The sequence below is a fragment of the Carboxylicivirga caseinilyticus genome (assembly GCF_050589785.1).
Taxonomy (GTDB): Bacteria; Bacteroidota; Bacteroidia; order Bacteroidales; family Marinilabiliaceae; genus Carboxylicivirga; species Carboxylicivirga caseinilyticus.
On sequence record NZ_JBNGOX010000014.1, the window covers coordinates 50,286 to 76,426 of the forward strand.

Sequence of the window (26,141 nt, forward strand, 5' to 3'; positions counted from 1 at the left end):
ATTGATAAATTGAAAAAATGAGATTGAATTATCCTTAATAAGGATTTTAAAGTTGTATTTTTATCGCATGAATTCACAAGAAAAAGCTTTGGCTAGGATACTGTTTCAAAACAGAGTTTACAAATCAGATGGACAGGCATTTGAGGATCTGTTTACTGATGTAATGTCCTATGCTGTAAGTGATTTCCGAAAAATTAAAGCTTGGGGTAATATAGGAGACAGAAAAAATGATGGCTATATCGCAAGTAAAGCTATTTATTATCAAGTATTTGCCCCTGAAGATATAAGAAAAAGCTATACGCAAGCTGTGTCAAAAATAAACACAGACTTTAATGGATTGATACAGCAATGGAATCCAGTTAAGGAGTTTTATTTTGTTGTAAATGATAAATTTAATGGCGTAAATGCTGATTCAGAACAAGCATTAAAAAGTATTGAAACTAATTACTCACTTGATGCTTCTGGCTTTTTCACATCTACAAATTTAGAAAGTGCTCTTTTTCAATTAGAAGATGACCAAATTCAAGCAATAATTGGATTTCTTCCAAATCCAGACTTGCTGCACCTTGATTATTCAATATTAAACGAGGTTGTTGGTTACATCATGCGAATGCCCTTAAAGCCGATACTTGGAATAATAAAATTTCCAGATTGGAATGAGAAGATTCAGTTTAATAATCTAACCGAGCATCCAGCATTTCTATTAAATCATGGTTCTCAGCAATTAGGCGCATTGAGTATTTATTTAAATCAAAACATAACCCTAGCTGAAGAACTTCAAAAGCAACTTTCAGGTGTATATGCTTCAATCAAGGCTGAATGGAAGGATTTTAATATATCTGGGGACAATATATTTTGGGAACTTATCAATAGATGTTCTCCAAAAGCAGAACAAGCTTACCAAAGTGCTGTAATTACTATTATGGCTAAATATTTTGAGTCATGTGATATATTTGAAGAACCGATTAAAGAGTAGGATATGATAATGCCATCAAAACACTTAAATTTTTCTCAATCACTATTGGGTTTTGGCAGTTATCTTCTATCAAAGCTAAAAACACCCAAGAGTGTTGATGACTTATGGTCAGAATATCAGAACGATTTAAAGAACGATTTATATTCAGCTCATCATGGCTTTGATAATTTAAATCTAACTCTTATTTTTTTATATAGCATTAATGCTATTCAAGAGGAAAATGGAATAATATCAAGATGCAATTAATATCGTTAACAGCCAATAGAGACTCATTTAAACCTGTTGTTTTTAATAGTGCAACCGGGATAAACATTATTGTCGCTAAGCAAAAGAATCCTGAAAAATCTGATAAAGGGGATACTACAAATGGAGTTGGCAAGTCCTTACTTATTGCCATAATACACTTTTGTCTTGGGTCATCTTCTAAAAAAGCATTTAAAGATTCGCTATCTGGGTGGGAATTTACCCTAAAATTCAGAATTAAGAATTTAGAATATACATCAATTCGTAGCACTGATAAACAGAGTAAGATTAGACTTAACGGAGAGGAAATAACCACACGAGAATTTAACGGGAAGTTAAAAAAACTTGTTTTCGAAATTCCTGATGATATTGGTGAATTATCTTTTCGCTCCTTGATTCCTTTTTTTATTCGACCGACAAAAGCATCTTATAATGATGAAAGAAACCCAAAAGCGGTAAATAAGCCGTTTCAGGTTCAAATGATAAATGCCTATCTTCTAGGCTTAGATGTTCTTCTTGCTCAAGAAAAATATCATTTAAAATTAGAAAAGGATAGAATAAAAGATTTAGTAAAAAATCTTAAAAATGACAACTATTTAAAGGACTTCTTTACAGGCAAGAAGGATGTCTCTTTGAGCAAACAAGAATTATCTGATAAAATTGACCAACTGGAATACAATCTTAAGAATTTTAACGTTGCAGAAGATTATTACGACATAAAACAACAAGCAGACCAGTTAAAACAAGACATAGAAAGGCTTCATCAGCAATTGGAGTTAATCAAAATTCAAATTTCAAATATTGATGAAAGTCGAAAAATATCTCCAGATATTGAAAGAAACAAAATAGAACAGGTATATAAAGAAGCCTCTGTATTACTGCAAGACCAAGCCATAAAACAATTAGCAGAGCTTGAAAAATTCTATGAGCATCTTTCTCGAAATAGAGAAAAAAGGTTGTTAGACCAAAAAAATGAACTGCTACGCAAAGCTAAATTATTTGAAATTACGAAGCATAGCAAAAGTGCTGAGTTGGACGGAAAACTGAAATACTTAGATGCCCATCAAGCACTTGACATGTTTACTAAGCTTTCTAATAATTTATCTGACTTAAAGAGTAAAAAAGAAAATTTGGAGCAATATGAGGAATTACTAGAAAGCTATTCGGAAGAAAGCCGTAAAATAAGCAAATTGCAGTTGGATGAATCAGAAAAAACAGCTATTTACTTAAAAGATGCAAGTGAAGTAATTGCTCGAACAAACGATTTTTTTAGAACTCTTGTTAAAAGGTTTTATCCCAAAGCAGCAGCAGGTATCACAATCCATAATAATGAAGGAGAAAATCAAATACGCTTTGACATTGATGCTAAAATAGAGTTTGATAAATCTGATGGTATAAGTAATGTAAAAACATTCTGTTACGACATGACCCTTTTATTAAAAGGATATGGTCACAATGTTGATTTTATTTTCCATGATAGCCGATTACTTGAAGGAATAGATCCAAGACAGAAATTTGATCTAATAACGATACTAAAAGAATATATAGAAGGAAGCAGTAAGCAATACATTATAACAGTTAATTACAATCAATTAGAAGAAATTAAACCATTATTTCAATCAGAGGATGATTATTATAAGTTTGTAAAGGAAAACACTATTCTTGAACTAAAAGACAGTAGTGCTTCGGATAAACTTTTGGGTATTCAGGTTGATATGGATTACGAATAATTCCTTCACTTCATCTTAATTCAGCAAGTTTCATATCGATATCTTGTCAAAATAAATGGTAAAATCAAAAAGTTATCAACACCTATACTTTTATTTTTTACCAGAAAAAAAAGGGCAAAATGTATGTCCACCCCATTTGAGAATGGGTATTAAAACCCACTGCAAATATCTGTATTGCAACTGATTAAAAAAACGCTTTTATAGACTGTCATGGTTTGCGGTATGACCAGTAAGGGATTGCGGGCGATTTCCTATCAAGATACATGAAAAGATAGAGCGGGCTACAAACCTCCGCATACCACTGAAACTCTTATTGGCTATACCGCGTGTTGTGGGTATGTGCTTTAATCGTTGACTTCATCAGATTTATTAACAACCTCTAGTATTTCATTTTCCTCTAAAGTTTCTAGAGCATCCGCTTCAATATTTTCAACTTCAAGTTCTATTTGCAGATCTTGACTTATTGGCTCAGGCAAAATATCAGCATAGATTTTGACTTGAAAATTAATTTTCCCAGAGATTTCTGCACCAATCAACATTGTTTGCTTCGGTACAACTTCTCTTTTAGGCTGTAGAGCTCTTATCTCAACACTACTTATCCATCTACCATCATTATCCTTTATCTGTAGACTTTCACCTTCTATTAAATCACCTAAGGAAAAACCAATCCCCATTGGATCTCCTGTTTTAGATGGCTTTTTAATCGAAAAGCGAGTATTACTTTTAATATTTAGTTCTTTAATATCTGATGTTATAATTATGTCCAAGAAAATATCTCGAGCACCAATTATACTATTATTCTTTAACCAAAAATTAATAGGAACATACATTGAAGAGTTTACTAAATACTCAAGATATTCACGATAATAGTCAGTATTCTGCCTGTCAAAAAGGTATCCTTTACTTTTCTTATTGTCTTCTTTAATAGCTAACTTAAAATCAGGCACTTTATCTAAATTTTTTAGTTCAATAAATTTAGATTTCAGTTTAATTGATTGTCCTAAAGTTTTTTCGTTCTTTTTATCAAAAAACTCTAAGGATATATTTGAAGTCGAATTATTTTGGTCTCCATTATTTGAATTTAATGTTGCAATTAAATTTCTCAACTGTATTTCAATTTGCTTAGCTAGTTTATCTCGAAATTCAATTTGGCTATTATAATTTTCTACAAGTGCTTTTGGGAAAGTTTTTTCTTTAAAATCTCTCAGCTTTTTCAACTGATCCAAATCTAACGAGTTTGGATCCTTTTTGACTTGTGAAAAATATAGCATTACAGGCTTCCCTTGATTTGCAATTCTTTCAATTTCCTCCAATGTTCCGCTATCTGCAACACCTGTTGGGCTACCAATTCGCGTCCAAAAAACACCGATCAACAAATCTGAATGGTCTACAACCTGTCTATTAATTACTTCTTGAGGTCTTTTTCCATATTCTGGTGCTGAATGAGTCTCCCATCTTAATGGTAATAACACGATCTGTCTTTCATGAGAATTTAAGTCATTCCATTCTTGAATGGTTTTTACTGCAATTTCTCTTTCTTCTTCTACATCTGAAGGAGATGCTATAAGTATCCTAAATACCTTTGCTTCGTATGCCATGTATTAATATTTTATCATTCTTGTTTAATTATATTGAACCTTTGTTTGCATTACCCACAACGTTTGCTGGATGAAGTCGTGGCGACTGGTCGTGGTGTCGTGTCACCCGTTAGGGGGACTAAGACGCTAGACAAAGGCGTCAGGACGAGCAAACCCAGCCATGCTTTATTCCAGCGTGTTACCTGCTGTTTTTTTATTTTTTATAGGTGTCCCAAATTAGTTTTCCGTCAAAATCGATTTTGTACTTTGTTTTGCCAAAATCTGTAAGTAAGATTCCATCACTTTCAATTTTAAATTCTTCTTCGTTGTCTGTAGATACAAAAATGTCTGCACCACCAAATTCCCATTTTTTATTACCTTCTTTGTCAAGTTTTGTTACTTGAAATTCTCCATGTACAATGTAGTCGTCTTGCTGTCTGAATATTTGAAAACAAGTCGCTTGGTCTGATTGAGTTTTCCATTTCAATCTAAGGTCAGGTAGTGTCAAGCAAAAAATTGTATCACAACAACATAGTAGCAGTTGGTCTTTGTCGAAAAGTAATGAATTTTGATGGATATATGTGGCTCCGCCTGAACCAATAATTATGCAACTGTCAATAATTTGGTCGTCCTGATAAATTTTAATTCCATGTTTGGATGTTGGATAATCTGTCGCGCCATTACCAAAGAAATGCTTTGAATAATGAAAACTGTTATCTGTCGAACCAAATTTGTATGTCGGTTCGTCTAGTACTTCAATCGTTAGGTCTTTATATTGTTGTCGATTCATTATGTTGTCGTCCCAAAATAGCAGGTAACGGTAAATTGTATGAGTAGTGGCAGATTGCGTGGCACTTTCCTGTCAAACCGCTACGCAGTTTGAGCGGGCTACAAACCTTGATATTTACCACATCGCCTGCCATTACTTATACAAAGTGTTAGTTGCTGTATTTTATAAATTAATTGTTCTTTCTATATTTATTTGCTCCAAAAAAGTCTCATCGTGCGAAATGACAATCAATGTACCCTGATAATCATTGATGACATTTGTTAGTATTTCTATGTTATAAATATCCAAATTATTGGTTGGTTCGTCCAAAATTATGATGTCTGGCGATTGATTGTAAATGCTTAAATAACATAACATCAAACGCATTCTTTCCCCACCACTTAAAGCACTGCAAGGCTTGTCCCAATCTTCTTTCGGGAACAAGAACCTATTTAGTCTTATTTTTATTTCGTGTTCCTGCAATGCAAAAGTATTAAATTGCTGTGACTGCTCATAAACTTTTCTGTTATTGTCTATTAACGAATAATCTTGGTCAATATAAACCGATTTGTTTTCTGCAATAAAGACTGTGCCGATTTGGGGTACAAGATGCCCCAAAACCATTTTAATCAAAGTCGTTTTTCCTGAGCCGTTCGCCCCTTTTATTGCTATTCGTTCCCCACTGACGATTTGAAAATTCAGATTTTCTCTCCATAAATACTTTTCAGTTGTGTACCCAAAATTAATATTGTTTGCAATAAAGAGATTTTTGCCTTTGTGCAGTTTTGAATTGTCAAATCCAAACCTCATTTGATTAATTTCAGAAAGGGAAGAACGCAACTTTTGTAATTCTGTTCTAATATTTCCTATTTTTTCTGTGTGAACTCCTGCTATTTTAGCAGTACTTAATTCTGCACTGTTTTTCATTGTATTGGAAACTATTTTAGGAAGACCTGCTTTTCCACTACTCTTTTTGGCTCGTGCGTCCAATTTCCTTTGACGTTCCAAGGTTTCACGTTGTTTCTCTTTGGCTTTTTTCAAATCCTTTTCCTTGCTTTGGATATTTTGGTTCAGCGCATTTATTTCAATTTGTTTTTGTTCCTTATAAAAGTCGTAATCACCACCATAGACTTTAATTCCATTTGAGTTTAATTCGCAAACGGTATCCAAAAGGTTCAGTAATTTTCTGTCGTGGCTTACAATAACCAAGGTGCTTTCTGTTGATTGAATAAAATCATACAACAGTTGCCTGCCAAAAATGTCCAAATGATTGCTTGGTTCGTCCAATAAAACCAACTCATATTGATGGATAGAAATGCCTGCAAGAAAAACTTTTGTCTTCTGTCCGCCACTAAGGGTCTCCATTTTCTGAGACAGGTCTAAATTGGATAAATGCCAATATTTCAGTGCATCTTTACAACGGTCTTCTATTGTCCAATCATCATTGAGTGAATTGAAATTGTCTTCACTCATATTTCCGTTTAGAATTTCTTTTAAGGCTTTTAGTTTATTTTCAATCCGTAATGCCTGTGCAATAGTCAAATGGTTAAATTGTCCGAAAATTTGTGGTATATAATACGGCTCAGTATCAATGTTTATTTTACCACCTGACGGGTCTAACTCTTTAGCAATAATTTTTAACAACGTTGATTTTCCCACTCCGTTGCTACCAATCAAGGCTATTTTGTCGTGGTTGTTTACTGCGAGGTTGATGTCGCTAAACAGCAAATCTTTATTAGGATGTGTATATGATACACTATGTAAAGTCAACATAATTTCTTTCTTTGTAAAAAATGAAACACTCACAGCAAAATATTCTGCCGTGCTTTTTTATCTATATGTGAAAGAAATTATTTTTTCATCCCTGCTGACTGTTTAGTTTTTGATTTTGCAAATATATAAAATTGCGTGGTAGTCTCCTAATATTGCAACTAACGGATTGGCGGTATGTTTTTGTTGCCGATTTCGAAGCACTGTCCTGTCAAGTTACACGAAAGTTTATTAGATGTAGAAACGCTGAAACCCGCACTATCTCGGCAATAAAATATACCGCCTGTTGTGCGTACGGCTTTTATTTTTTTCATTTTTTTTTGCAAATTAAAACAAAGTTACTAATTTTGCATTCAATTATTTAATTTTTTTTTCATTATGTATTACAGCAGACCTTGGACGACTATCTAAGTGATAGACAGTCCCAAATAAAATTCCTATAATCTTTTTGGTAAGACAAACAGTCTATGCCTTAGTGTGTCGTCATTTTTAATGAATGCATTGCTTTGTCATAGTTGCGCTGTCAGGTAATACTGTCTTTCACTTCGCTGTGATTTGAATTCAAGTATTCACCTGTAAGAAGTCATAATGAATAAAAATAAATTACCTGTAAGATTTACGGGTCAGCACTTTACAATTGACAAAGTGCTAATTGAAGATGCAATAAAACAATCAAGAATTAATCAAAACGATACGGTCTTAGATATTGGTGCAGGAAAAGGATTTCTAACTGTACATCTACTACAAAAGGCAAAATTAGTCATTGCGATTGAGAATGATTTTGAGTTAATAACATATCTAAAACACAAGTTTAAACAAACTCAAAACATTCAAGTTTTTGGATGTGATTTCAGAAATTATAAAATTCCTAATTTTTCGTTTAAGGTTGTTTCTAATATACCATTTGGTATAACATCAGAAATTTTAAAAATATTGATGTTTGAAAATATGGAAAATTTTCAGGGCGGTTCAATTTTCCTGCAATTAGAACCTGCTAAAAAGTTATTTGCAGACAAAATCTTCAATCCTTACACTATCCTATATCATACATTTTATAGTTTGAAGATAGTTTACGAAATAAATCCTAATAGTTTTATACCTCCTCCAACTGTTAAGTCTGCTTTTCTTAAAATTGAACGAAAACCTTTACATATTGATTTTAATCAGAAAGTCAAATATTTAAATTTCCTATCCTTTCTGTTACAAAAACCTAATTTATCTGTCAGAACGGCTTTAAAATTAATATTCAGAAAAAGTCAGGTTAATGAGATTTCCGAAAAATTTGGAATTAATTTGAACTTAAAAATCGTGAATCTATTTCCAAGTCAATGGGAAGAATGTTTTATTGAAATGCTGAAAGTTGTTCCTGAAAAGTTCCACCCTTCATAATCAATTCTTTTTTGTCAGGGAGTATTTCCATCGTGGGTGTCTTCTTTTTAGCTGACGCACAACGGTTGCTGGATGAAGTCGTGGCGCGTTAGTCGTGGTGTCGTGTCACCCGATAGGGGGACTAAGACGGTAGACAAAGGCGTCAGGACGAGCCAACCTAGCCATGCTTTATTCCAGCGTGTTACCGCCAGTTATTTGTTGTTTTTTTAATTCTAGATTATTGTCAATTAACTCAATTTGATATTTCCCGTTATAATTCTCAACTGTAATTTTATTGGATTCCAATTGAGTCAAGTCAAATTTTTTATTAAACATTATTCTTGGTTTCCCATTACTAAATTCTATAAAAGTTAAAAGACCAGGTTCACTTGCGTAAACCCAGCTAAACAATCCAATTAATTTCGTCTTTCCAAAATCGGTCAACAACAAGAAGTCCGTATTAAATTGATTTTGTTCTTTTATAAAATCAGGTACTGGATAATTATTATCAAAACGAACCCAGCCGTCAAAATTGGTTTTCATCCAACTCTCACCATTGTCTAGTTTTATCTCTATTTGATGAAAATCTCCAGGGTCATTTTCGAATCCATTAAGTTTGTATAGAATTAATGTGTCTTGTTTTTGATTTTGGTTTAAATCAGCAATAAACTCTTTAACACGATAATTAGTCAATTCAGGATTCTCTGGATATAACCATTCATCACGGTAAAAACCGTCAATAAGTTTTGAATTTAATACGAATCCAACTTTTTCAGAATTTAGAGCAGTGTCTTTATTCTCCGTTTGGTTTGACTTACAAGAAGTCATAATTAAAACCAATATTAATATTCTCGAAATCTTCATTTTCATTATTGGCGGTAACGGTGGCGGTATGAAACGTAAGGGCTTTATTGCAATACATTATCTAACCGCTAAGTAGCCAAAACTACGTTTTGACACCGAATTTAAAACATTTTACAAAACCGTCAAAACGTAGTTTTGGCGAGGCTGATTAAATGCCGAAAAGTTACATAACCTACTGAACCCCTTATGTTTTATGACCGCGTGTTAGGCAACGTTTTTTTTATCCCTAAGGCTAATTTGTATGCCAACAATGGAGGAACTGCATTTCCAACTTGAGTAAATTGTCTTGCTGCTGAACCTGTAAATATATAATTGTCAGGAAATGTTTGTAATCTTGCTGATTCCCTTGCTGACAATGTTCTCGGAGAATAAGGGTGTAGATGAGAACGTCCACCACCTTTTGTTCCTCCTGCTATTACTGTTTTTGAAGGTAAAAAAGGATTTAGTCTGTCAACACGACCTCGTTGGTCTCTCATTCCATAGTCTAACTGAATATATCTTAAAATTGATTCTGCTGTATGGTTTCTTGTTACGTGATTCTCAATACCATCAAGGTCAGTATGAAAGACATCGTAGCTTGCTGACTGAAAAACATTTGGTTTAGGAAACTCAAAATTATTTTTACCCTTTATTCCTATTATGAAAAGACGTCTTCTATTTTGAGGAACTCCATAATCTGCAGAATTTATAACTGTTGGTTTTGTTATTGAATATCCTAAATTAGATAATTTATCTAAATGCTTTTGAATTAAATCAGCCTCATCTAATTCTCCTAAACCTGGAACATTTTCAATAAGAAAAGCCTTTGGTAAAAAATATTCAATGAACCATAAATAATCAAATAACAAATTGCCTTTTTCCTTATCCTCAAAACCTAAACGCTTAAAATTATCATCTTGCTTTTTAAACCGTTGATTGGATGCGATACTGAAAGGTTGACAAGGTGGTCCACCATGAAAAACGCCATTGAAGTTTTTTGAAATTCCAACATTTTTTATCAAAATGTCTTTAAGCGTTTCTCTTTCTCTTACATCGCCTGTAAAATCAGATGGTCCAATTACAATTTTTTCTGGATTGTTAAGTCTTAAAGTGTTGCAAAAAAGTTCAGTATTTTCAATTGATGCGAGATTATTAAATCCTGCATATTTAAATCCGATATCTAAACCACCTGCCCCCGAAAAAAAGCTAATTGCCGGAATATTTTCAGTAGAAGGAACAATATCATTTAATGATTCTGCTTTTCCCTGTCTATTAAAGCCATTAACGTAATTATTGTATCTCAGATTGTCATATGACAAACTTTTATTCTTTAATTCCTCATGCAAAGGGATTTCGTTTAAAATGCAGTAATTTAACATTTTAACTTGCTCTTCAATACTTAATTTATCCCTAAGTTCTTTCATATAACCAACTTCCTTTTTGCTTGCAAATATACATCTTTTGCCTCGTTTTTACTTCTAAAATCATCAATACTCTCTGCGTCTAACCAAGTCTTGTAAAATAAGTGTACACTTTTATGACAAGACGGACAAAGACCAATCAAATCATCCATTGACGTGCCCTTTGTTGAAATAGCAATTGTAGATGAAAGCGGCAAAATGTGATGCATTTCAATTAAATATTTTGTCCAAGGATATCTTAGGCTCATATTTGTTTCACACATATGACAAACAGGTTCTGGGTTGTTTTGAAGAAATACTTTTCTCAATAATGGACTTCTTTCTATTTTTAAGTGTGTAACTCTTGATTTTTTACCCTCAATAAATAATTCATCTGAGGCTGATTCACGACTTCTAATTTTTGTTGGTAGAATAATTCCATCACTGGTTTTCGTTAACTTCAGAAAATCTTCTTCTTTTAATTTGTTTGGCAATAATAGCTTTGGTGTAATCAATTTTCTAAATTCTGGAGAATTGATTTCATCATTGTCTATATCTAAGTACAATGAATTATTAAACCATTTTAAAATGCTCATTTGGCTTATAAAGATTAGCATTTCTCTTACTTGCCTTTTTTGGTCACCTTTTATAGTATATGGAATTGGAAGAAGCTTCTTGTAATCTTCAATAGTTTCAAAGCCTGTACAATTATTAGCTATGATAATTCCAAATACTTCTTCTATCGTTATTTTGGGTTCATCACCCAATTCTATACGCGATGCTAAAAATTTAAGAATAGCGCAAAATGGATGGATTACGTTATCTTTTGGGTTATAATCTTGAAATGCTGGAAAAGGAAACCGAAATCGAGGAATATAAAGAGAAAAATAATCATCAACATCGTTAATACTTCCATCTTGCCTGCAAATTTCAAGACAGAAGTCAGTTGCTTGCAGTTTGCCATCTATCTTTGTAGCTAAAAATGAACACTCAAAAACTCTTTTGTAATTTCTCCAAACGGTATAATTTGAAGGTGCAAATGGCAAGTTTGTTTTATCTTCGAGAGCATTTCTTAAAATGTCTGTACCAGCTAACATTGACGTTCCTGATAATTCGCTCAATACCTCAGCCATATTTTTCAACACATCAAATTGAAAATATAATAATCTACCTTGATCCCATCTCCAAATCATAAAATTTGATTCAATAGTTTAAAAGTCTAAAATAATCATTTTTCTCATTACTTATCTTGGCTTGATGAACGCTCTTTTAAATGTTGCCTAACTCTCCAATAAACGGAGTATTACTGTTATTTTTAATTTACCCATTTTTTTATTCCACTATACATACCGTATAGGGTTGTAAAGCGGACATTGTTTTATGTTAATTATATAAATCATCCAATGGATTTTTAATCCTTTTCAATTCTTTGTTACTTACGTAAGTATAAATCTCTGTAGTTTTACTCGAACTATGTCCGAGCAATTCTTGTATGTATCTTAAATCTGTTCCTTGTTCCAGTAAATGAGTCGCAAAAGAATGCCTGAGCATATGTGGAGTTACTCTTCTTTTTATTCCGGCTTTAAGTGCCGATCGTTTTAATACCTTTTGAATACTTGTTGTAGAATATGGTTCTCCAGGTGTAGCACCCTCAAATAACCAATACTTTGGCCTGTATTTCTTGTAGTATTCTCTTAATTCAATTAAAAGGTTCTTCGATAGTGTTGTATATCTATCCTTCTTTCCTTTTGCATTAATAATTCTAACCTGATATCTGTCCGAAATAATATCGTTAAGTTTTAAATGTATTAATTCACTTATCCTCAATCCAGCCGAATATATTAAAGATAGAACACACCTTTGTTTTAAATTGTCAGTACATCTGAGAATCTTTACTACCTCTTCTCTGCTTAGTACTTTGGGTAAAGTATTTGAAGATCTGGGACGCTCCAGTTTATAGTGTATCGGTTCTTGACCCAAAACCTTTTCGTAATAAAATTTAATGGCACTTATTCGCTGATTTTGTTCTGATGCGGATATTTTATTTTCACGAATTAGTTTCAATAAGTATTCCGAGATTTGTTCATAGCTTATTTCATTAACATTTTGATCTTTAAATTCAAATACAAAATCCCTAAAGTAGGCCAGATATGTTCTTTTTGTGTTTTCGCTATATCTTTTCTCATCCAGATGCTTTGTATATGAATCCGGTATTTGAACCGTTTTTCGATACTCATACTTCATATTAACAGGCACCTTAATGTCCTTATCTATACTTTGAGTATCATTTCGTTTGAGTAAAGCTTCATAATTTACAAAAGCTTTAGATTTCAAAGCATGAAATACTGTATTTAAATTAAATTCTTGCAAAAATAAATACCAACATTTATTAGTATTACTCCAGTGCAATTTAAGTTCATCTTTTAGTTGTCGAATAAGTTCTTGATTAAACTCAAACTTAAAGAAAACTACTTTTTCACCTCGATGTATTCCTGGCTCAAGTATTATAATTGGTTTGGCTGGCAAGAAACTTTAGTTTAAATTAATTATTCCATTTCTTATCTACAATATAACAAATTTTGATTAAAATCTACACAGCTTTATCTTGTTACAAACTCATCATTTTGCCATACATCTGCTCAAAAGCTGGAAAATCAAAGGTGGAAACCTTTATTATTTCTGCTATGATTATGGCTATACACCATCAAGTGAATCAGGTAAAGTAATGGTTATTCAACAACAGTATTATATGAAGTAACTCACAACCGATTTTTGTAACCAACTCTTTAATTGTGTTTGAATCAAATATAAACTGGTAATACTGCACTTCTGGTAATGCTTCGCCATCTCACTCCCAATAGCACGCTATGAGTAAGTCGATGTTTGTAAGTCAATGACTATACTCTTTGTGCCCATCAACACTCATCATGCTCCCACACAAACAGCAATTGTATAATTCCGACTTAGGTTTGATTACGAATCATAAAAAAACATATTTTTTTTGAAAATTCAAATGATACAGTTAAATCGAAGACCAAACATTTCTGTTATTTTTCAACAAATTTTGTAGCTTCAATACCATTATACTATCAAAGGAGAACCTTTTCAGCTAAACAAATCATTAAACTCTAAATAACACATCCGGTCTAACTAATTATTTTTCAAACCGTTTTTTAAGTTACAGTAACATTCTATCAACAAATACTAAATCAGTTGCCAACTGCACTCCTGTTTTCACCTTTGCTAAAATCAGAACTACTATAATATCTATTTACAATACAATTGAAAAAACAAATAAAGACAATAAGATATTTTTATTGAATAATAACGAATATGAGTATAGTAGGTACGAAAAGTGTATTTGTAATATGTAAACCATATTTATTTAAGTATCTTCAGATGTGTTTTATAACTCTTAATCGTAAAAGCTAAGTTATCATCCACCTAAATCATCCTAATTACAACAAAATGAAAAAATCAAATCTCCGCCTCTTAATTGCCTTAGTTTTTTTCGTTGTGTCTCATGGTATTTCAGCAAAAACAGAAATCAAAAATCTGGTTACTGAGTATCTCACCAATCCGGTGGGCATCGACATAATAAAGCCACGTTTGAGTTGGCAACTTTTTTCTACCGAAACCAACGTTATGCAGTCGGCCTATGAAATAAGAATGGCATCTTCATCTAATAACTTAATAAAAGGAAAAGATCTGATTTGGAGCAGTGGCAAGATCCTGAGCGATCAATCGGTAAATATCGAATACAATGGTCCTGAACTTCAATCAAAACAACGGGTTTACTGGCAGGTACGCATTTGGGATCAAAAAGGTAAAGTAAGCAAATGGAGTCAGCCTGCCTTTTGGGAGATGGGACTCTTACAAACAACCGACTGGAAAGCAAAATGGATAAGTGCTAACGAAGACAAAACTGATTCACCCCTTCCCTGTCCTTATTTTCGCAAACAATTTTCAACTGCAAAAACCATTCAATCAGCCAGAATCTATGTTACGTCTCTGGGTCTTTATCAACTGTTTTTAAATGGCGAGAAAGTAAGTAATGATTTATTCTCGCCCGGTTGGACGAGTTACAACAAAAGGCTTCAATACCAAACCTACGATGTAACTTCACTTTTAAAAAATGAAAATGCAATAGGTGCAATTCTGGGTGATGGCTGGTATCGCGGACGAATCGGATGGGCCCGAAACAAAAACTATTACGGCAACAAGCTTGCCTTATTACTTCAACTCGAAATAAAATATTCCGATGGATCTGCCGAAACGATTATAAGTGACGAAAACTGGAAAACAAGCACTGGTCCTATTCTGGCATCCGGCATTTACGATGGCGAAACATACGATGCCCGTTTGGAGAAAAAAGGCTGGTCAACCTCCACTTTTGATGATAACCAGTGGAACAGTGTCATCATCCTCGATCATTCGAAAGACATGTTGGTTGCTTCGCAAAGTAATCCTGTACAAGGCACTATCGAAATTAAACCCATTGCCATCATCACAACGCCTAAAGGCGAAACAGTTTTGGATATGGGACAAAATATGACCGGTTGGCTTCGAATGAAAGTTAAAGGCGAGCAAGGAAACAAGGTAAGCCTGAGCTTTGGCGAAGTATTAGACAAAGAAGGTAATTTTTATCGCGATAACATGCGAAGTGCCAAAACAACCGACACATATATTCTACAGGGAGACGAAGAAGAAACCTTTGAACCACATTTTACCTTTCATGGATTCCGCTTTGTTAAATTAATTGATTATCCGGGTACTCCTCAATTGGATGATTTTACGGGTGTGGTTATTCATTCCGATATGCAGCCCACCGGATCATTTAGCTGTTCCGACTCGTTAATCAACCAGCTGCAGCATAATATCCAGTGGGGTCAGCGAGGTAATTTTCTCGATATTCCTACCGACTGTCCACAGCGCGACGAAAGACTGGGATGGACAGGCGATGCACAGGTTTTTAGTATGACGGCTGCTTATAACTTCAATGTAGCACCATTCTTTACCAAGTGGTCAAAAGACATAGCTGCCGATCAGCATCCCGATGGAAAAATCCCTCATGTAATACCCGATGTAATGCTGGGGCGAGAAGGTGGATCAACAGCCTGGGCCGATGCGTCGGTGATTATTCCCTGGACGGTTTATCAGGTTTATGGTGATAAACGAATACTGGAAGATCAGTACGAAAGCATGAAAGCATGGGTCGAGTTTATGAAGTCGCAATCTAACGATGACAGCCTTTGGACCAAAGGATTCCATTTTGGCGATTGGCTGGCTTTTGCAACAACCTGGTCTGACTACCCGGGAGCAACCACCGAAAAGGACTTGATTGCCAACGCTTACTTTTATTATTCCACACAATTATTGAGTAAAGCGGCAAAGGTGATTGGCAAAACAGATGATGTGCAGAAATACGAAGCTCTTTGCAATAAGATTAAAGAGGCTTTTAACAAAGAGTATGTAACGCCGAACGGTCGCCTGGTTTCACACACGCAAACAGCTTATGTACTGGCTCTGGCTTTTGGTTTATTGCCGGATGAGTTGCAAACTAAAGCAACTGAATACTTTGCCAACGATGTAAGAAGATTTGGTCATCTCACAACCGGTTTTGTAGGCACTCCTCTCCTATGCCATACGCTATCAGCAACCGGCCACGACGATTTGGCTTTTATGCTCTTAACCCGCAAAGATTATCCTTCTTGGTTATATCCGGTTACACAAGGCGCCACCACCATTTGGGAACGCTGGGACGGTCAAAAACCGGATGGTAGTTTTCAGGATGTAGGTATGAACAGTTTTAACCATTATGCCTACGGTGCCATTGGTGAATGGCTGTACAGTTATGTTGCAGGTTTACAAATCGATCCTGAAAATGCCGGATATAAACACTTTAATCTTTGCCCACATATTGGTGGAGGATTAACAAATGCCAAAGCCGAATTTCATTCAATGTATGGAACCATCCTGTCAGCATGGACAAAAGAAGGCGAAACATTTATTTATAACATTAAGATTCCGGCCAACACAACAGCTACTATTGAATTACCGTTAGCTAAAGCAAATAAGGTTGTTATGAACAATAAAGAGTTAATACAAAGCAAAAACAACGGATTAAAAGAAGATACTGACAAGGTAATTGTTAACCTGGGTTCCGGAAACTATACTTTTAAATATCCTATAAAAGCCGTAAAATAATTCATTTTCATTATTGAAAACAAAAGGCTCCTTTTTGTTTAGATAAGAGGAGCCTTTACTATATCACAAAACAGTTATCATCCATATCTCATTAACTATAATACTCTTTTAAATAAATCATACCATTAATTTTATTGCTCTATATACTAACCATATTTTTGCATATACATTTCTCATTATACATTAAAACAATTACTCCCCTAAATAATGGAGCTATGAAAGGTTGTCGAAAATTATTGACAATTACCTCTTGATCATTTTTGAGATAGGTCATATCTTTTAAGATAGGAAATCCCCCTCCTGATTTTTTATCCATACCAACCCATTATCATTTACACTCAGAAAGTGTGAATATGTATAACTTTTAAAAGGGAGGTTATGGTGAAGCCAGTTGTTATTTCCATGTTGGTTTGCATTTTAATTGCGCCTTGCAAAGTAAGTGCACAAGAACAAAAAGAATTTACTCCAACATTAAAATGGAGTGGTTTTACACACATGTGGATTGGTTACGTCCAGCGCGATAATCTGGATGTTCATTATGGTTTTATTCCCAGGTACGTTCGTTTAAAAGCTTCGGGCAAGCTCACACCCGATGTTCAATTTGCTATACAGGCATCCTACGACAAAGGTACTCCAGCTTTACTGGATGTTTTTCTTTCGTATGAGCCTTCGCCATTTTTTAAAGTACGAGTTGGCCAGTTTCCTGTTCCGGGAATTAAATCGGCCGTCCATTCTTCTCCCCTTTGGGGAACTGCTAAAATGAAACTAAACGATAGGCCTACAATTGCACAAAACTGGAATTCAAATGTTGCCTTGTCGGGTTTTAGAAGTGGCGGAGTAATGTTGTATGGAGGAATCACAGATGACAAAGTTCAATATTTTGCCATGATATCCATGCCACATGCAGGCCCCAACTATTACTGGAACCCAAGCGTTAAATCGCCCCGCTACGAAAACGATGAAAATGGTCTGGCATTATTCACCCGACTCGAATTCAGACCCGTAAAGAATGTCGAAACAGGATTAAGTTTTCATACCGGTTCCGGCACTGTAGGCGACACCATTAAAACTAACAGAAATTCGTTCAGCGTGTATTTCGTCACTCAGTATCAAAAGCTGTATTTTATGACCGAATACATTGCCGGTATGAATAAGCAGTTTCTTAACGATATTAAGGACAGTGAGTTTAGTTACTCCGGTTTCTTTGCCGAAACAGCTTATAAAATCACACCAAAACTGGAACCCACCTTGCGGTATGATTATTACATACCCATTAAAGATGCATTTGATGCAATTGGATATAAAAAATACAGCAACATTACAGTTGGTTTAAACTATTATGTTTTTAAGAACATCGCTTTAATGACGAATTACGTTATGCGAACGGAAGACCCTGCCGAAGGTTATTCAACCATACACAACGACTTGTTTTACGTTCAGTTACGATTTAAATATTAATACTTCATTCAAATATCCAAAGTCATGAAAAATATATCTATTAAGTACAGATTAATAACAATGATAAGTGTGTTTCTATTGTTCTTTCTGGTTAGTTTCATTCTATCCATTAACAATATGAACAGGATGATTGATAATACCGAAACCATTTACAAAATAAGACTGGCAGGAATTCAAAACCTTGTGGAAGCAGACAGGGATGCATATCAGTCAAATCTGGCAATTAATCATGCCATCTTAAACAATGAGGTTTCCGACAATGAAAAATCAGGCTATTTTGATGAAATAACAACCAATTTGGGCCAAATTGATGAAAGGTTTCATGTATTTATAGATAATTACAAGAAATCATCGAGCACTCCTCACCCTGATCTTGAACAGACTTACGAGGAAGGGTATGCTGAATTGGGAAAAGTTACCTCAACAATTATAGATGAGCTTAAAAGCAACAATTATGAAGAAGCTTCTATAGTATACTTTACAAACTATCTTCCGATTTTTGAAGAAGTGCGTTCTGTTCTTGATGAATTCACCAATATCAGTTCAGAAGAAGCTCAATTGGAATATGACTCCATTACAGCTACCAGTTTAAGCAGTAAAATCACCTTCTTTGTAATTTTCATCGTTATCATGGTTATTGCCATTGTAGGAGGTATATTTCTGGTCAATTCCATTACCAGGCCATTATCGCAGGGCATTTCCTTTGCAACAGAGATTTCGCAGGGCAATCTTGATGCATCCATTGAAGATCCGGGAAGTAATGAAATTGGACATCTTACTCATGCCCTAATGAACATGGCTAACAAACTAAAAGAAGTAGTTTCCAACATTATGGAAGGTGCCAGCTATGTTTCATCGGCAAGCGAACAAATAAATTCATCTGCTCAAACCATGAGTCAGGGAGCCAATCAACAAGCTGCTTCGGTTGAACAAATATCCTCTACCGTTGAACAGATGGTTTCTAATATTGAGCAGAATACCGACAATGCACGACAGACTGAAAAAATTTCTTCCACGGCTCAATCAGGCATTGGTGAAGTTAGTCAACACTCAAGCAATACGGTAAGTGCCAACAAACAGATTAGTGAGAAGATTGATATCATCAATGTTATTGCCCTCCAAACAAATATACTTGCTTTAAACGCAGCGGTTGAAGCTGCTCGAGCCGGTGATCAGGGACGAGGTTTTGCTGTAGTGGCTGGAGAAGTAAGAAAACTGGCCGAACGAAGTAAAGTAGCAGCCCAGGAAATAGTCATGCTGGCCAACAGCAGCCTTGATCTGGCTCAAAAAGCCGGAAGCAGAATGGATGAAATTCTGCCAGACATTGAAACAACCGCCAATCTGGTGAAAGAAATCACAGCTGCCAGTCTTGAGCAAAAGAACGGGGCTTCAGAAATTAATAATGCTATTCAGCAGTTAAACGGTGTAACCCAGCAAACAGCATCGGTAAGTGAAGAGCTTGCTTCCAGTGCCGAAGAACTCAATAGTCAGGCTGAACAATTAGTTGAGCTGGTAAGCTTTTTTAAACTAAAAACGAACTCCAAACCTACCACTTCTATGGCTGGCTAACAATATTTGAATCATATCACGTCAAAAAACCCGGGGTAATATTCTCACACCCGGGTTTTCTATTTATTTCAGATATAATTCTTCTTTAATCATTTAACTCCACCCCATGCCCTATTCCTCTGTACAACGAAAAAGGTTCCTTAAACTCCACCTTAATGACCGACACATAACGGGCATCCTCAGCCTGACTAACGTCCATCACAATAATGCCGGGTATATCGTTCCAGGGTGTTGAATCCTGAATTTTAAAAGGTACATCCAGTTTATTATGCAACATGGTAATATTTTGTACTTCGCCTTTAATACCTCTCAAAGTCAACATCTGATTAAACTTACCCATGCAAAACAAATAAATGCTTTTACCATCTGCCGATAAGGTTGTTTCTCCATCAAAATGACCATACGGTATTCCGGGTTGACCATAACGCACTGCCTCTTCATGAATATGATACCACGCTCCTATCTCTTCCAACAAATCAATCTGACGTTGTTCTATTGTACCATCTGCTTTAGGACCCACATCGAGCAACAGATTACCGCCTTTTGCAACCGATCGCACAAAGGTCTCGATCAAAAACTTGGGTGATTTATAATCATTATCATCTTTCTGGTAGCCCCACGATTCGTTCATAGTCAAACATAATTCCCACGGTCTTTCAGGTGTTTTTATCGGCGGATCCTGTTCCGGTGTGTTGTAATCGCCATATGAGTTCAATCGCGAATTAACCACTATATTAGGATTCCAGGTCAGCAAAGAATCTTTTATCACTCGCGATGGCCATTCGTCGGCTTTATGTTCCCAATCGCCATCAAACCATATTAAATCGGGTTGGTATCGATCAAAAAGCTCTTTCATTTGATTGAGATTAAACTGTTGAAAGCGACTCCACTTCGTCCAGTAAGTCTGCATTTTTGGATAAGGATAAAGTTTTCGTAGCTTCTTTTCAGGCCGGGGAAAATTAATGGGTGAATAATCAGGATGTGACCAGTCGCACAGCGAATAGTAAACACCCACTTTCATTCCAGCCTTTCTTACAGCATCAACATAAGGCGTATAAACATCGCGCTTGGCTGCACTCCAGTCTTTTGCATTAATCTTAGAATATTTGGTATCCCACAAAGCAAAGCCATCATGATGTTTGGATGTCATCACCACATAGTCGGCACCCACTTTTTTAAACAAAGCAGCCCATTCCTCCGGATGATAATTTTCGGCTGTAAAAACAGAAGCCTTACCTTCCATATAATCGCTCCAGCTGATACTTTTATGATACATTGCCCACGATTCAGAAGTAGTGCCCTCGGAATACAAACCCCAATGAATAAAAATACCCAGGCGGGCTTCCCGAAACCATTCCATTCGTTCATTATAAGCTTCAGTAGTCTCTTTTTGAGCAACAGCAATTGTTGTAATCAATATTGACAATAAAAGGATAATGGATTTTTTCATGATTGAGTTTTTGTTTGAAGTTACAATTTCTGAATTAATGATACCATAATTAAACAATCACAAATTCAATAAAAACAATTCCGTAGGAATTAAACAATACAATAAGCGAAAGAAGTGAATCACTATAATTTAAATACTCTATTAATTGACTAAAACAACACAAATTTCACCAATTGGCACAAATAAAATTCTTTTAGAATCTGTGAAATCTGTGTAATGTGTGGTTAAATTTATTTTTAAAGTATATAATCAACGTTTGGTGGAAGCGCATAAATATCATGGACCTGGATCATTAGTAACAGTATATCAGGAAGCATAAGCCAAAGAAGTGAATCACTATATTTTAAATACTCTATGAATAGAATAAAATACCACAAATTTCACCAATTAACACAAATAAAATTCTCTTAGAATTTGAGCAATCTGTGTAATTTGTGGTTTAAGATATATAATCAACGATTAGTGGAAGCGCATAAATATCTTGGCCTGGATCATTAGAAACAGAATATCAGGAAGCCTAAGCCAAAGAAGTGAATCACTATATTTTAAATACTCTATGAATTGAATAAACCACCACAAATTTCACAAATTAACGCAAATAAAATTCTTTTATGTTTTATGAAATCTGTGTAATTTGTGGTTCATATAATTTTAAAATATATAATCAGTGATTAATGGAAGGCTTTCTGTTTAAAAGGGAATGTTATAGAATAATAGGTTGCTGTATGGAGGTGCATAAATATCTTGGCCCAGGATTATTAGAAGCAGTTTATCAGGAAGCTTTAGCAATGGAACTGAAACAAAACAAAATTCCTTTCGCACAAGAAGTTGAATTACAAATAGATTACAAAGGAGTAATTCTTAATAAGAAATACAAAGCAGATTTGATATGTTTTAATGAAATAATTGTTGAGCTAAAGGCTGTCAAGGAACTTGATGATATACATTATTCACAGCTTATCAATTATTTAAAAATCACCAATAAGAAAGTAGGTTTACTAATTAATTTCGGAAGTGAATCACTCGAATTTAAACGCTTTATTAATTGAATAAAACACCACAAATTTCACCAATTAACACAAACCAAATTCTTTTAGAATTTGTGCAATCTGTGTAATTTGTGGTTAATATAATTTATAAAGTATATAATCAACGATTAGTGGAAGCGCATAAGTATCATGGACCTGGATTATTAGTAACAGTATATCAGGATACATAAGCGAAAGAAGTGAATCGCTATAATTTAAACACTCTATTAATCGAATAAACTACCACAAATTTCACTAATTACCACAAACCAAATTCCTTTAGATTTTGTGAAATCTGTGTGATTTGTGGTTTATAATATTAACAATAATCAATGGAAGGCATTTTGATTAAAAAGGAGAAGTTACTAACAAAAAGCCCCGATTCTAATTAAAACCGGGGCATGTCCTATCTTAAAAAAACCAATTAATACTCACAACCGGTTGCAATATAAACATGGTTATAGTTTAACTTCCAGCTATCGTATACCTTGAAGATATAAGGTAGTTTTCGGTTCATATTTTCCCAGTCTCTCAGATCCTGATTGGTCCATGCAACTTCTGACAACAATGCAAAACGAGGAAAGATTCTCATCTCGGCTGTTTCATTGCTGGTAACATATTCAGTCCATAAATTACCCTGAACACCAATCACCTTATCGTGGTATTTAGGATCCAAATCTTCAGGAATAGGATCATAGTTATAGGTTTTGTGCAGTGGAGTGGCATAAGGAAAGGCCAATGGTTCAAAATGCTCCTTATCGTACGATACATAAAAATCGAAATACATCCGATGATTTAAAGTTGAAACCACATCATTTCCTCTTTCTGCAGCTACTTTAGTCATATTTTCCTTAGTCCAGAAACGCCAGTGATAAACAGTTGCTGTTTTACTCATATCACCCTCCAAAATCTCATCCCAACCGGCAATCTGCTTGCCTTTGGCCATCACCGTTTTCTCTATCTCCTTTAAAAACCACGACTGAAGTTCTTCTTCATTTTTCAATCCCAAATCCTTAATCATCCTCTGACAGGATGCACTTTTCTCCCATTGCTCCTTAGGACATTCATCTCCTCCAATATGAATTAAACGATATGGAAATAAATCGCACACTTCGCTGATGACATCTTTAGCAAACTCCAGCGTTTTAGGATTGCTTACATCCAGCACATCGTGCGAAACACCCCAATACTGACGAACCTCGTACGATTCTTTTGGACCCAACTCGGGGTAAGCATGCAAAGCTGCCATCATATGACCCGGCATATCAATTTCAGGAATCACATCAATACCCAACTTAGCTGCATATTCAATCACTTCCTTAATCTGTTCCTGAGTGTAAAAATAACCCTTTCCATACTCAACACCATCAGTAGGACAATCCATAATATCCGGCTTCCAACCTACCTGAGTCGCTTTTCTTATCGAACCTTTCTCTGTAAGCAAAGGATATTTTTTGATTTCAATTCTCCAGCCCTGGTCGTCGGATAAATGCCAGTGAAACTTATTCAACTTATGAAAAGCCATACGATCCAGAGTCTTTTTCACAAACTCCATTCCCTGAAAATGACGTGCTTCATCCAACATAAACCCCCGGTGTTTAAAGCGAGGCTTATCATCAATTTTAACCAAAGGAATATAGTTGGTGACTCCATCGTTGTCCTGCAGTTGAGACAAGGTTGCTTCGGCATACATCTTTGCCACATCTGTAGCATATGTTATAGTAACGCCTTTTGTGTTTACCTCCAGCTTGTACTCTTCTTTACCAAGGTTGCTATCCTGATTATATACAACATCGGGTGCTTCGCCATAAGTGTAACGTCCTGCTATTACCTCCATATTGTTAGGCTCAGGTATAACGTGCGTTTGATAAACGATGTCATTGTTCTGGCAGCAACTTGCCAAAGCAATGGTTATTAGGGCAAATAGAAAAAACTTCTTCATATTAATTCTTTTACTATGATATTAATATCGTTAAGAGCGTAATTTTTTTTAATCCTTAATTTAAACAGCTCAAGCCGCAAGCCTTTTGGTTTCTCCGATTTTCAATTCATTTCTTGTCTTGATACAAGAAACGAAACAAAGAAAATCAAGGCTACATTAGAGATGATTTCTAATTCTTGCAGCTCTTAAGTGCGGCCGGGTGATCTTCGAACAAGTTCTCAGCTTCCCGGTCTTACTAAAGACCTACTGCGCCTCATTCTTCATCCCTAATGAGGCCGAATCAGTAGCTTAAATACTAAAAAGTTGCCCCCTCTATGCAAGAGAACAACTTTCATTTAGTTTTTATAAATTTCTGTTATCAGCATCAATGGCAGCCTGTGAATTACCAAACTCTTTACCGGCCATCTTTTCTACTTTCGATATCTCAAAGGCCACAGCATATTGAGCGGTTCCTTTTTTCTTTGGCATATCTACCAATGTTGAATTACCCTGTTGTGAAAAATTAACCTGTTTACCAGTTGCAACATCAGTAACAACTGCATCTTTAGCAACCAAACAACCTGGTAACATAGCCTTAGTCATCTGCTCACCTTCTTCGAGCAAAACAATTGCATATACCTTTTTACCATCTTTCGATTTCGTGTATCTTACATTAGCCTCGGCATAAGGAGCAACTGCTCTGGTGCTGTAAATAGCTTTTCCGTTGATTTTTAACCATTCACCCATTTCGCGCACTACTTCCACCTCTTTTTTATTGAACCAACCTTCAGGAGAAGCTCCCAGGTCAAGTAAAAGGTTTCCTCCTTTCGAAACAATGTCGATTAGCTTATGAGTCAATTCACGGGCTTCTTTTACATTTGTTTCTTCGCTTTCTACAAAACGATAGGAGAAACAGCAGTTAACAGTCATACAGGTCTCCCAAGGAATAGCTTCTGCTTCTCCCGGAATATGTTGTTCAGGAGTACGGTAGTTTTCCCATCGTCCGCCAACCCAACGATCAACCACCATTATTCCAGGTTGTTTCTCACGACACATAGCTCCTACTCTGTCCATTCCCATATCCTGGCCTCTGTTGGCTTTATCAGCCCACGCTCCATCTAACCAAAGAATGTCAATATCACCGTAATTCGTCATCAACTCCTCTACCTGATTGTAAAAGAAATCAGTGTATTTTTTCCACCAATCGGGGTGACGCTCAATTTTATAGTTAACATTACGCCCCGGACTTTCAAATGATGGTGACCAGTAGTAAGGACTGTGCCAGTCGGGTTTTGAGATATAAGCACCAATCATCATGTTTTTGTTTCGCATGGCATCAAACAACGATCCTGTAATATCAGCGTATTTAGCATTTGCATACGGATACTCTGGGTTGGTGATTTTATAATCTGTTTGCTTGGTATCCCACATGGTAAATCCATCGTGGTGCTTGGTAGTGAATACAAAGTACTTCGCTCCCATATCCACTGCCAGGTCTGCCCATTGATCGGGACTGAATTTGGTCGGATTAAAACGCTTAGGTAAATCAAAGTAATGATCTCTGAATTCTTTCAGGTTTTCGTGTGGTGTTAACCAATCCACATCCTCCGATACTACCGGCCACGATTCACATAAACCTTCTACAGAATATGCTCCCCAGTGAACAAAGAATCCCAATTTAAGATCCTGCCACTCATCAAGCTTTTCCAACACTTGTTCATCTTCCTCCACCACGTATTCTTTTCCTGCCCATTGAGCAAAGGCAGCTGATGTAGCAAGAGTTAACGCGATTGATAAAAATATTTTTTTCATATCTTTTCTTTTAATGAACC

Annotated in this window: 18 protein-coding genes; 8 read left to right on the forward strand and 10 right to left on the reverse strand. The window is 35.3% G+C overall.

Annotated features, from left to right (window positions below; translation table 11 throughout):
* The first annotated feature begins 67 nt into the window (after positions 1-67).
* Genes ACRD62_RS09325 through ACRD62_RS09335 form a run of 3 tightly spaced genes read left to right on the forward strand, consistent with a single transcriptional unit; the run spans position 68 to position 2,949 of the window.
* A complete protein-coding gene (locus ACRD62_RS09325) occupies positions 68-976 on the forward strand; it encodes an ABC-three component system protein (RefSeq protein WP_430819854.1) in 909 nt (302 codons plus the stop codon).
* 9 nt (positions 977-985) lie between these two features.
* Positions 986-1,222 carry an ABC-three component system middle component 6 gene (locus tag ACRD62_RS09330; RefSeq protein WP_430819899.1) on the forward strand — a complete coding sequence of 79 codons (237 nt, stop codon included), beginning with the start codon at positions 986-988 and terminating at the stop codon, positions 1,220-1,222.
* Positions 1,213-2,949, forward strand: a complete 1,737-nt coding sequence (locus ACRD62_RS09335) for a DUF2326 domain-containing protein (RefSeq protein WP_430819855.1) — start codon at positions 1,213-1,215, stop codon at positions 2,947-2,949. The genes ACRD62_RS09330 and ACRD62_RS09335 overlap by 10 nt, the downstream gene beginning before the upstream one ends.
* A gap of 344 nt (positions 2,950-3,293) precedes the next feature.
* On the opposite strand, the gene ACRD62_RS09340 is transcribed toward ACRD62_RS09335, so the two are convergent.
* The 3 genes from ACRD62_RS09340 to ACRD62_RS09350 all read right to left on the reverse strand — a co-directional run bounded on the left by ACRD62_RS09340 (position 3,294) and on the right by ACRD62_RS09350 (position 7,101).
* The gene (locus tag ACRD62_RS09340) at positions 3,294-4,547 is read right to left on the reverse strand and encodes a DUF4062 domain-containing protein (protein WP_430819856.1); all 1,254 of its coding nucleotides are present in this window, start codon (positions 4,545-4,547) and stop codon (positions 3,294-3,296) included.
* Positions 4,548-4,740: 193 nt separating this feature from the next.
* A complete protein-coding gene (locus tag ACRD62_RS09345) occupies positions 4,741-5,316 on the reverse strand; it encodes a hypothetical protein (RefSeq protein ID WP_430819857.1) in 576 nt (191 codons plus the stop codon).
* Between the two features lie 162 nt (positions 5,317-5,478).
* Complete coding sequence (locus tag ACRD62_RS09350) at positions 5,479-7,101, reverse strand: ABC-F family ATP-binding cassette domain-containing protein (protein ID WP_430819858.1); 1,623 nt, start codon at positions 7,099-7,101, stop codon at positions 5,479-5,481.
* A 552-nt stretch (positions 7,102-7,653) separates the two neighbouring features.
* Between ACRD62_RS09350 and erm the strand changes: the two genes are divergently transcribed.
* Complete coding sequence (gene erm, locus ACRD62_RS09355; RefSeq protein ID WP_088653487.1) at positions 7,654-8,454, forward strand: 23S ribosomal RNA methyltransferase Erm; 801 nt, start codon at positions 7,654-7,656, stop codon at positions 8,452-8,454.
* 168 nt (positions 8,455-8,622) lie between these two features.
* Here erm and ACRD62_RS09360 read toward each other — a convergent pair whose 3' ends face one another.
* The 4 genes from ACRD62_RS09360 to ACRD62_RS09375 form a co-directional block, all read right to left on the reverse strand.
* On the reverse strand, positions 8,623-9,303 hold the full coding sequence (locus ACRD62_RS09360; RefSeq protein ID WP_430819859.1) for a hypothetical protein: 681 nt from the start codon (positions 9,301-9,303) through the stop codon (positions 8,623-8,625).
* 185 nt (positions 9,304-9,488) lie between these two features.
* Positions 9,489-10,700 (reverse strand): DNA cytosine methyltransferase, encoded by a 1,212-nt coding sequence (locus tag ACRD62_RS09365; RefSeq protein WP_430819860.1) that lies wholly within the window; start codon positions 10,698-10,700, stop codon positions 9,489-9,491.
* Complete coding sequence (locus ACRD62_RS09370) at positions 10,697-11,869, reverse strand: HNH endonuclease (RefSeq protein WP_430819861.1); 1,173 nt, start codon at positions 11,867-11,869, stop codon at positions 10,697-10,699. The genes ACRD62_RS09365 and ACRD62_RS09370 overlap by 4 nt, the downstream gene beginning before the upstream one ends.
* 190 nt (positions 11,870-12,059) lie before the next feature.
* Positions 12,060-13,202 (reverse strand): tyrosine-type recombinase/integrase, encoded by a 1,143-nt coding sequence (locus tag ACRD62_RS09375; protein WP_430819862.1) that lies wholly within the window; start codon positions 13,200-13,202, stop codon positions 12,060-12,062.
* A 942-nt stretch (positions 13,203-14,144) separates the two neighbouring features.
* Between ACRD62_RS09375 and ACRD62_RS09380 the strand changes: the two genes are divergently transcribed.
* The 3 genes from ACRD62_RS09380 to ACRD62_RS09390 all read left to right on the forward strand — a co-directional run bounded on the left by ACRD62_RS09380 (position 14,145) and on the right by ACRD62_RS09390 (position 19,910).
* Entirely contained in the window at positions 14,145-16,883 is a 2,739-nt protein-coding gene (locus tag ACRD62_RS09380) for an alpha-L-rhamnosidase (RefSeq protein WP_430819863.1), read from the forward strand.
* 378 nt (positions 16,884-17,261) lie between these two features.
* Positions 17,262-18,341 carry a porin gene (locus tag ACRD62_RS09385; protein WP_430819864.1) on the forward strand — a complete coding sequence of 360 codons (1,080 nt, stop codon included), beginning with the start codon at positions 17,262-17,264 and terminating at the stop codon, positions 18,339-18,341.
* 24 nt (positions 18,342-18,365) lie between these two features.
* The gene (locus ACRD62_RS09390) at positions 18,366-19,910 is read left to right on the forward strand and encodes a methyl-accepting chemotaxis protein (RefSeq protein WP_430819865.1); all 1,545 of its coding nucleotides are present in this window, start codon (positions 18,366-18,368) and stop codon (positions 19,908-19,910) included.
* Positions 19,911-19,995: 85 nt separating this feature from the next.
* Here the strand turns inward: ACRD62_RS09390 and ACRD62_RS09395 are convergent, their stop codons facing one another.
* Complete coding sequence (locus ACRD62_RS09395) at positions 19,996-21,360, reverse strand: alpha-L-fucosidase (RefSeq protein WP_430819866.1); 1,365 nt, start codon at positions 21,358-21,360, stop codon at positions 19,996-19,998.
* A 674-nt stretch (positions 21,361-22,034) separates the two neighbouring features.
* Here ACRD62_RS09395 and ACRD62_RS09400 point away from each other — a divergent pair.
* Positions 22,035-22,409 carry a GxxExxY protein gene (locus tag ACRD62_RS09400; RefSeq protein WP_430819867.1) on the forward strand — a complete coding sequence of 125 codons (375 nt, stop codon included), beginning with the start codon at positions 22,035-22,037 and terminating at the stop codon, positions 22,407-22,409.
* 403 nt (positions 22,410-22,812) lie between these two features.
* On the opposite strand, the gene ACRD62_RS09405 is transcribed toward ACRD62_RS09400, so the two are convergent.
* Positions 22,813-24,330, reverse strand: a complete 1,518-nt coding sequence (locus tag ACRD62_RS09405; RefSeq protein ID WP_430819868.1) for a beta-N-acetylhexosaminidase — start codon at positions 24,328-24,330, stop codon at positions 22,813-22,815.
* Between the two features lie 342 nt (positions 24,331-24,672).
* A complete protein-coding gene (locus ACRD62_RS09410) occupies positions 24,673-26,121 on the reverse strand; it encodes an alpha-L-fucosidase (RefSeq protein WP_430819869.1) in 1,449 nt (482 codons plus the stop codon).
* Positions 26,122-26,141: the final 20 nt, after the last annotated feature.

Bases quoted from the DNA above. Each gene is read 5' to 3' on its own strand.
- ACRD62_RS09340 (WP_430819856.1), bottom strand. From the start codon at position 4,547: ATGGCATACGAAGCAAAGGTATTTAGGATACTTATAGCATCTCCTTCA.
- ACRD62_RS09395 (WP_430819866.1), bottom strand. From the start codon at position 21,360: ATGAAAAAATCCATTATCCTTTTATTGTCAATATTGATTACAACAATT.
- ACRD62_RS09410 (WP_430819869.1), bottom strand. From the start codon at position 26,121: ATGAAAAAAATATTTTTATCAATCGCGTTAACTCTTGCTACATCAGCT.
- erm (WP_088653487.1), top strand. From the start codon at position 7,654: ATGAATAAAAATAAATTACCTGTAAGATTTACGGGTCAGCACTTTACA.
- ACRD62_RS09370 (WP_430819861.1), bottom strand. From the start codon at position 11,869: ATGATTTGGAGATGGGATCAAGGTAGATTATTATATTTTCAATTTGAT.
- ACRD62_RS09325 (WP_430819854.1), top strand. From the start codon at position 68: ATGAATTCACAAGAAAAAGCTTTGGCTAGGATACTGTTTCAAAACAGA.
- ACRD62_RS09380 (WP_430819863.1), top strand. From the start codon at position 14,145: ATGAAAAAATCAAATCTCCGCCTCTTAATTGCCTTAGTTTTTTTCGTT.
- ACRD62_RS09385 (WP_430819864.1), top strand. From the start codon at position 17,262: ATGGTGAAGCCAGTTGTTATTTCCATGTTGGTTTGCATTTTAATTGCG.
- ACRD62_RS09400 (WP_430819867.1), top strand. From the start codon at position 22,035: ATGGAAGGCTTTCTGTTTAAAAGGGAATGTTATAGAATAATAGGTTGC.
- ACRD62_RS09360 (WP_430819859.1), bottom strand. From the start codon at position 9,303: ATGAAAATGAAGATTTCGAGAATATTAATATTGGTTTTAATTATGACT.
- ACRD62_RS09365 (WP_430819860.1), bottom strand. From the start codon at position 10,700: ATGAAAGAACTTAGGGATAAATTAAGTATTGAAGAGCAAGTTAAAATG.
- ACRD62_RS09345 (WP_430819857.1), bottom strand. From the start codon at position 5,316: ATGAATCGACAACAATATAAAGACCTAACGATTGAAGTACTAGACGAA.
- ACRD62_RS09330 (WP_430819899.1), top strand. From the start codon at position 986: ATGCCATCAAAACACTTAAATTTTTCTCAATCACTATTGGGTTTTGGC.
- ACRD62_RS09405 (WP_430819868.1), bottom strand. From the start codon at position 24,330: ATGAAGAAGTTTTTTCTATTTGCCCTAATAACCATTGCTTTGGCAAGT.
- ACRD62_RS09390 (WP_430819865.1), top strand. From the start codon at position 18,366: ATGAAAAATATATCTATTAAGTACAGATTAATAACAATGATAAGTGTG.
- ACRD62_RS09335 (WP_430819855.1), top strand. From the start codon at position 1,213: ATGCAATTAATATCGTTAACAGCCAATAGAGACTCATTTAAACCTGTT.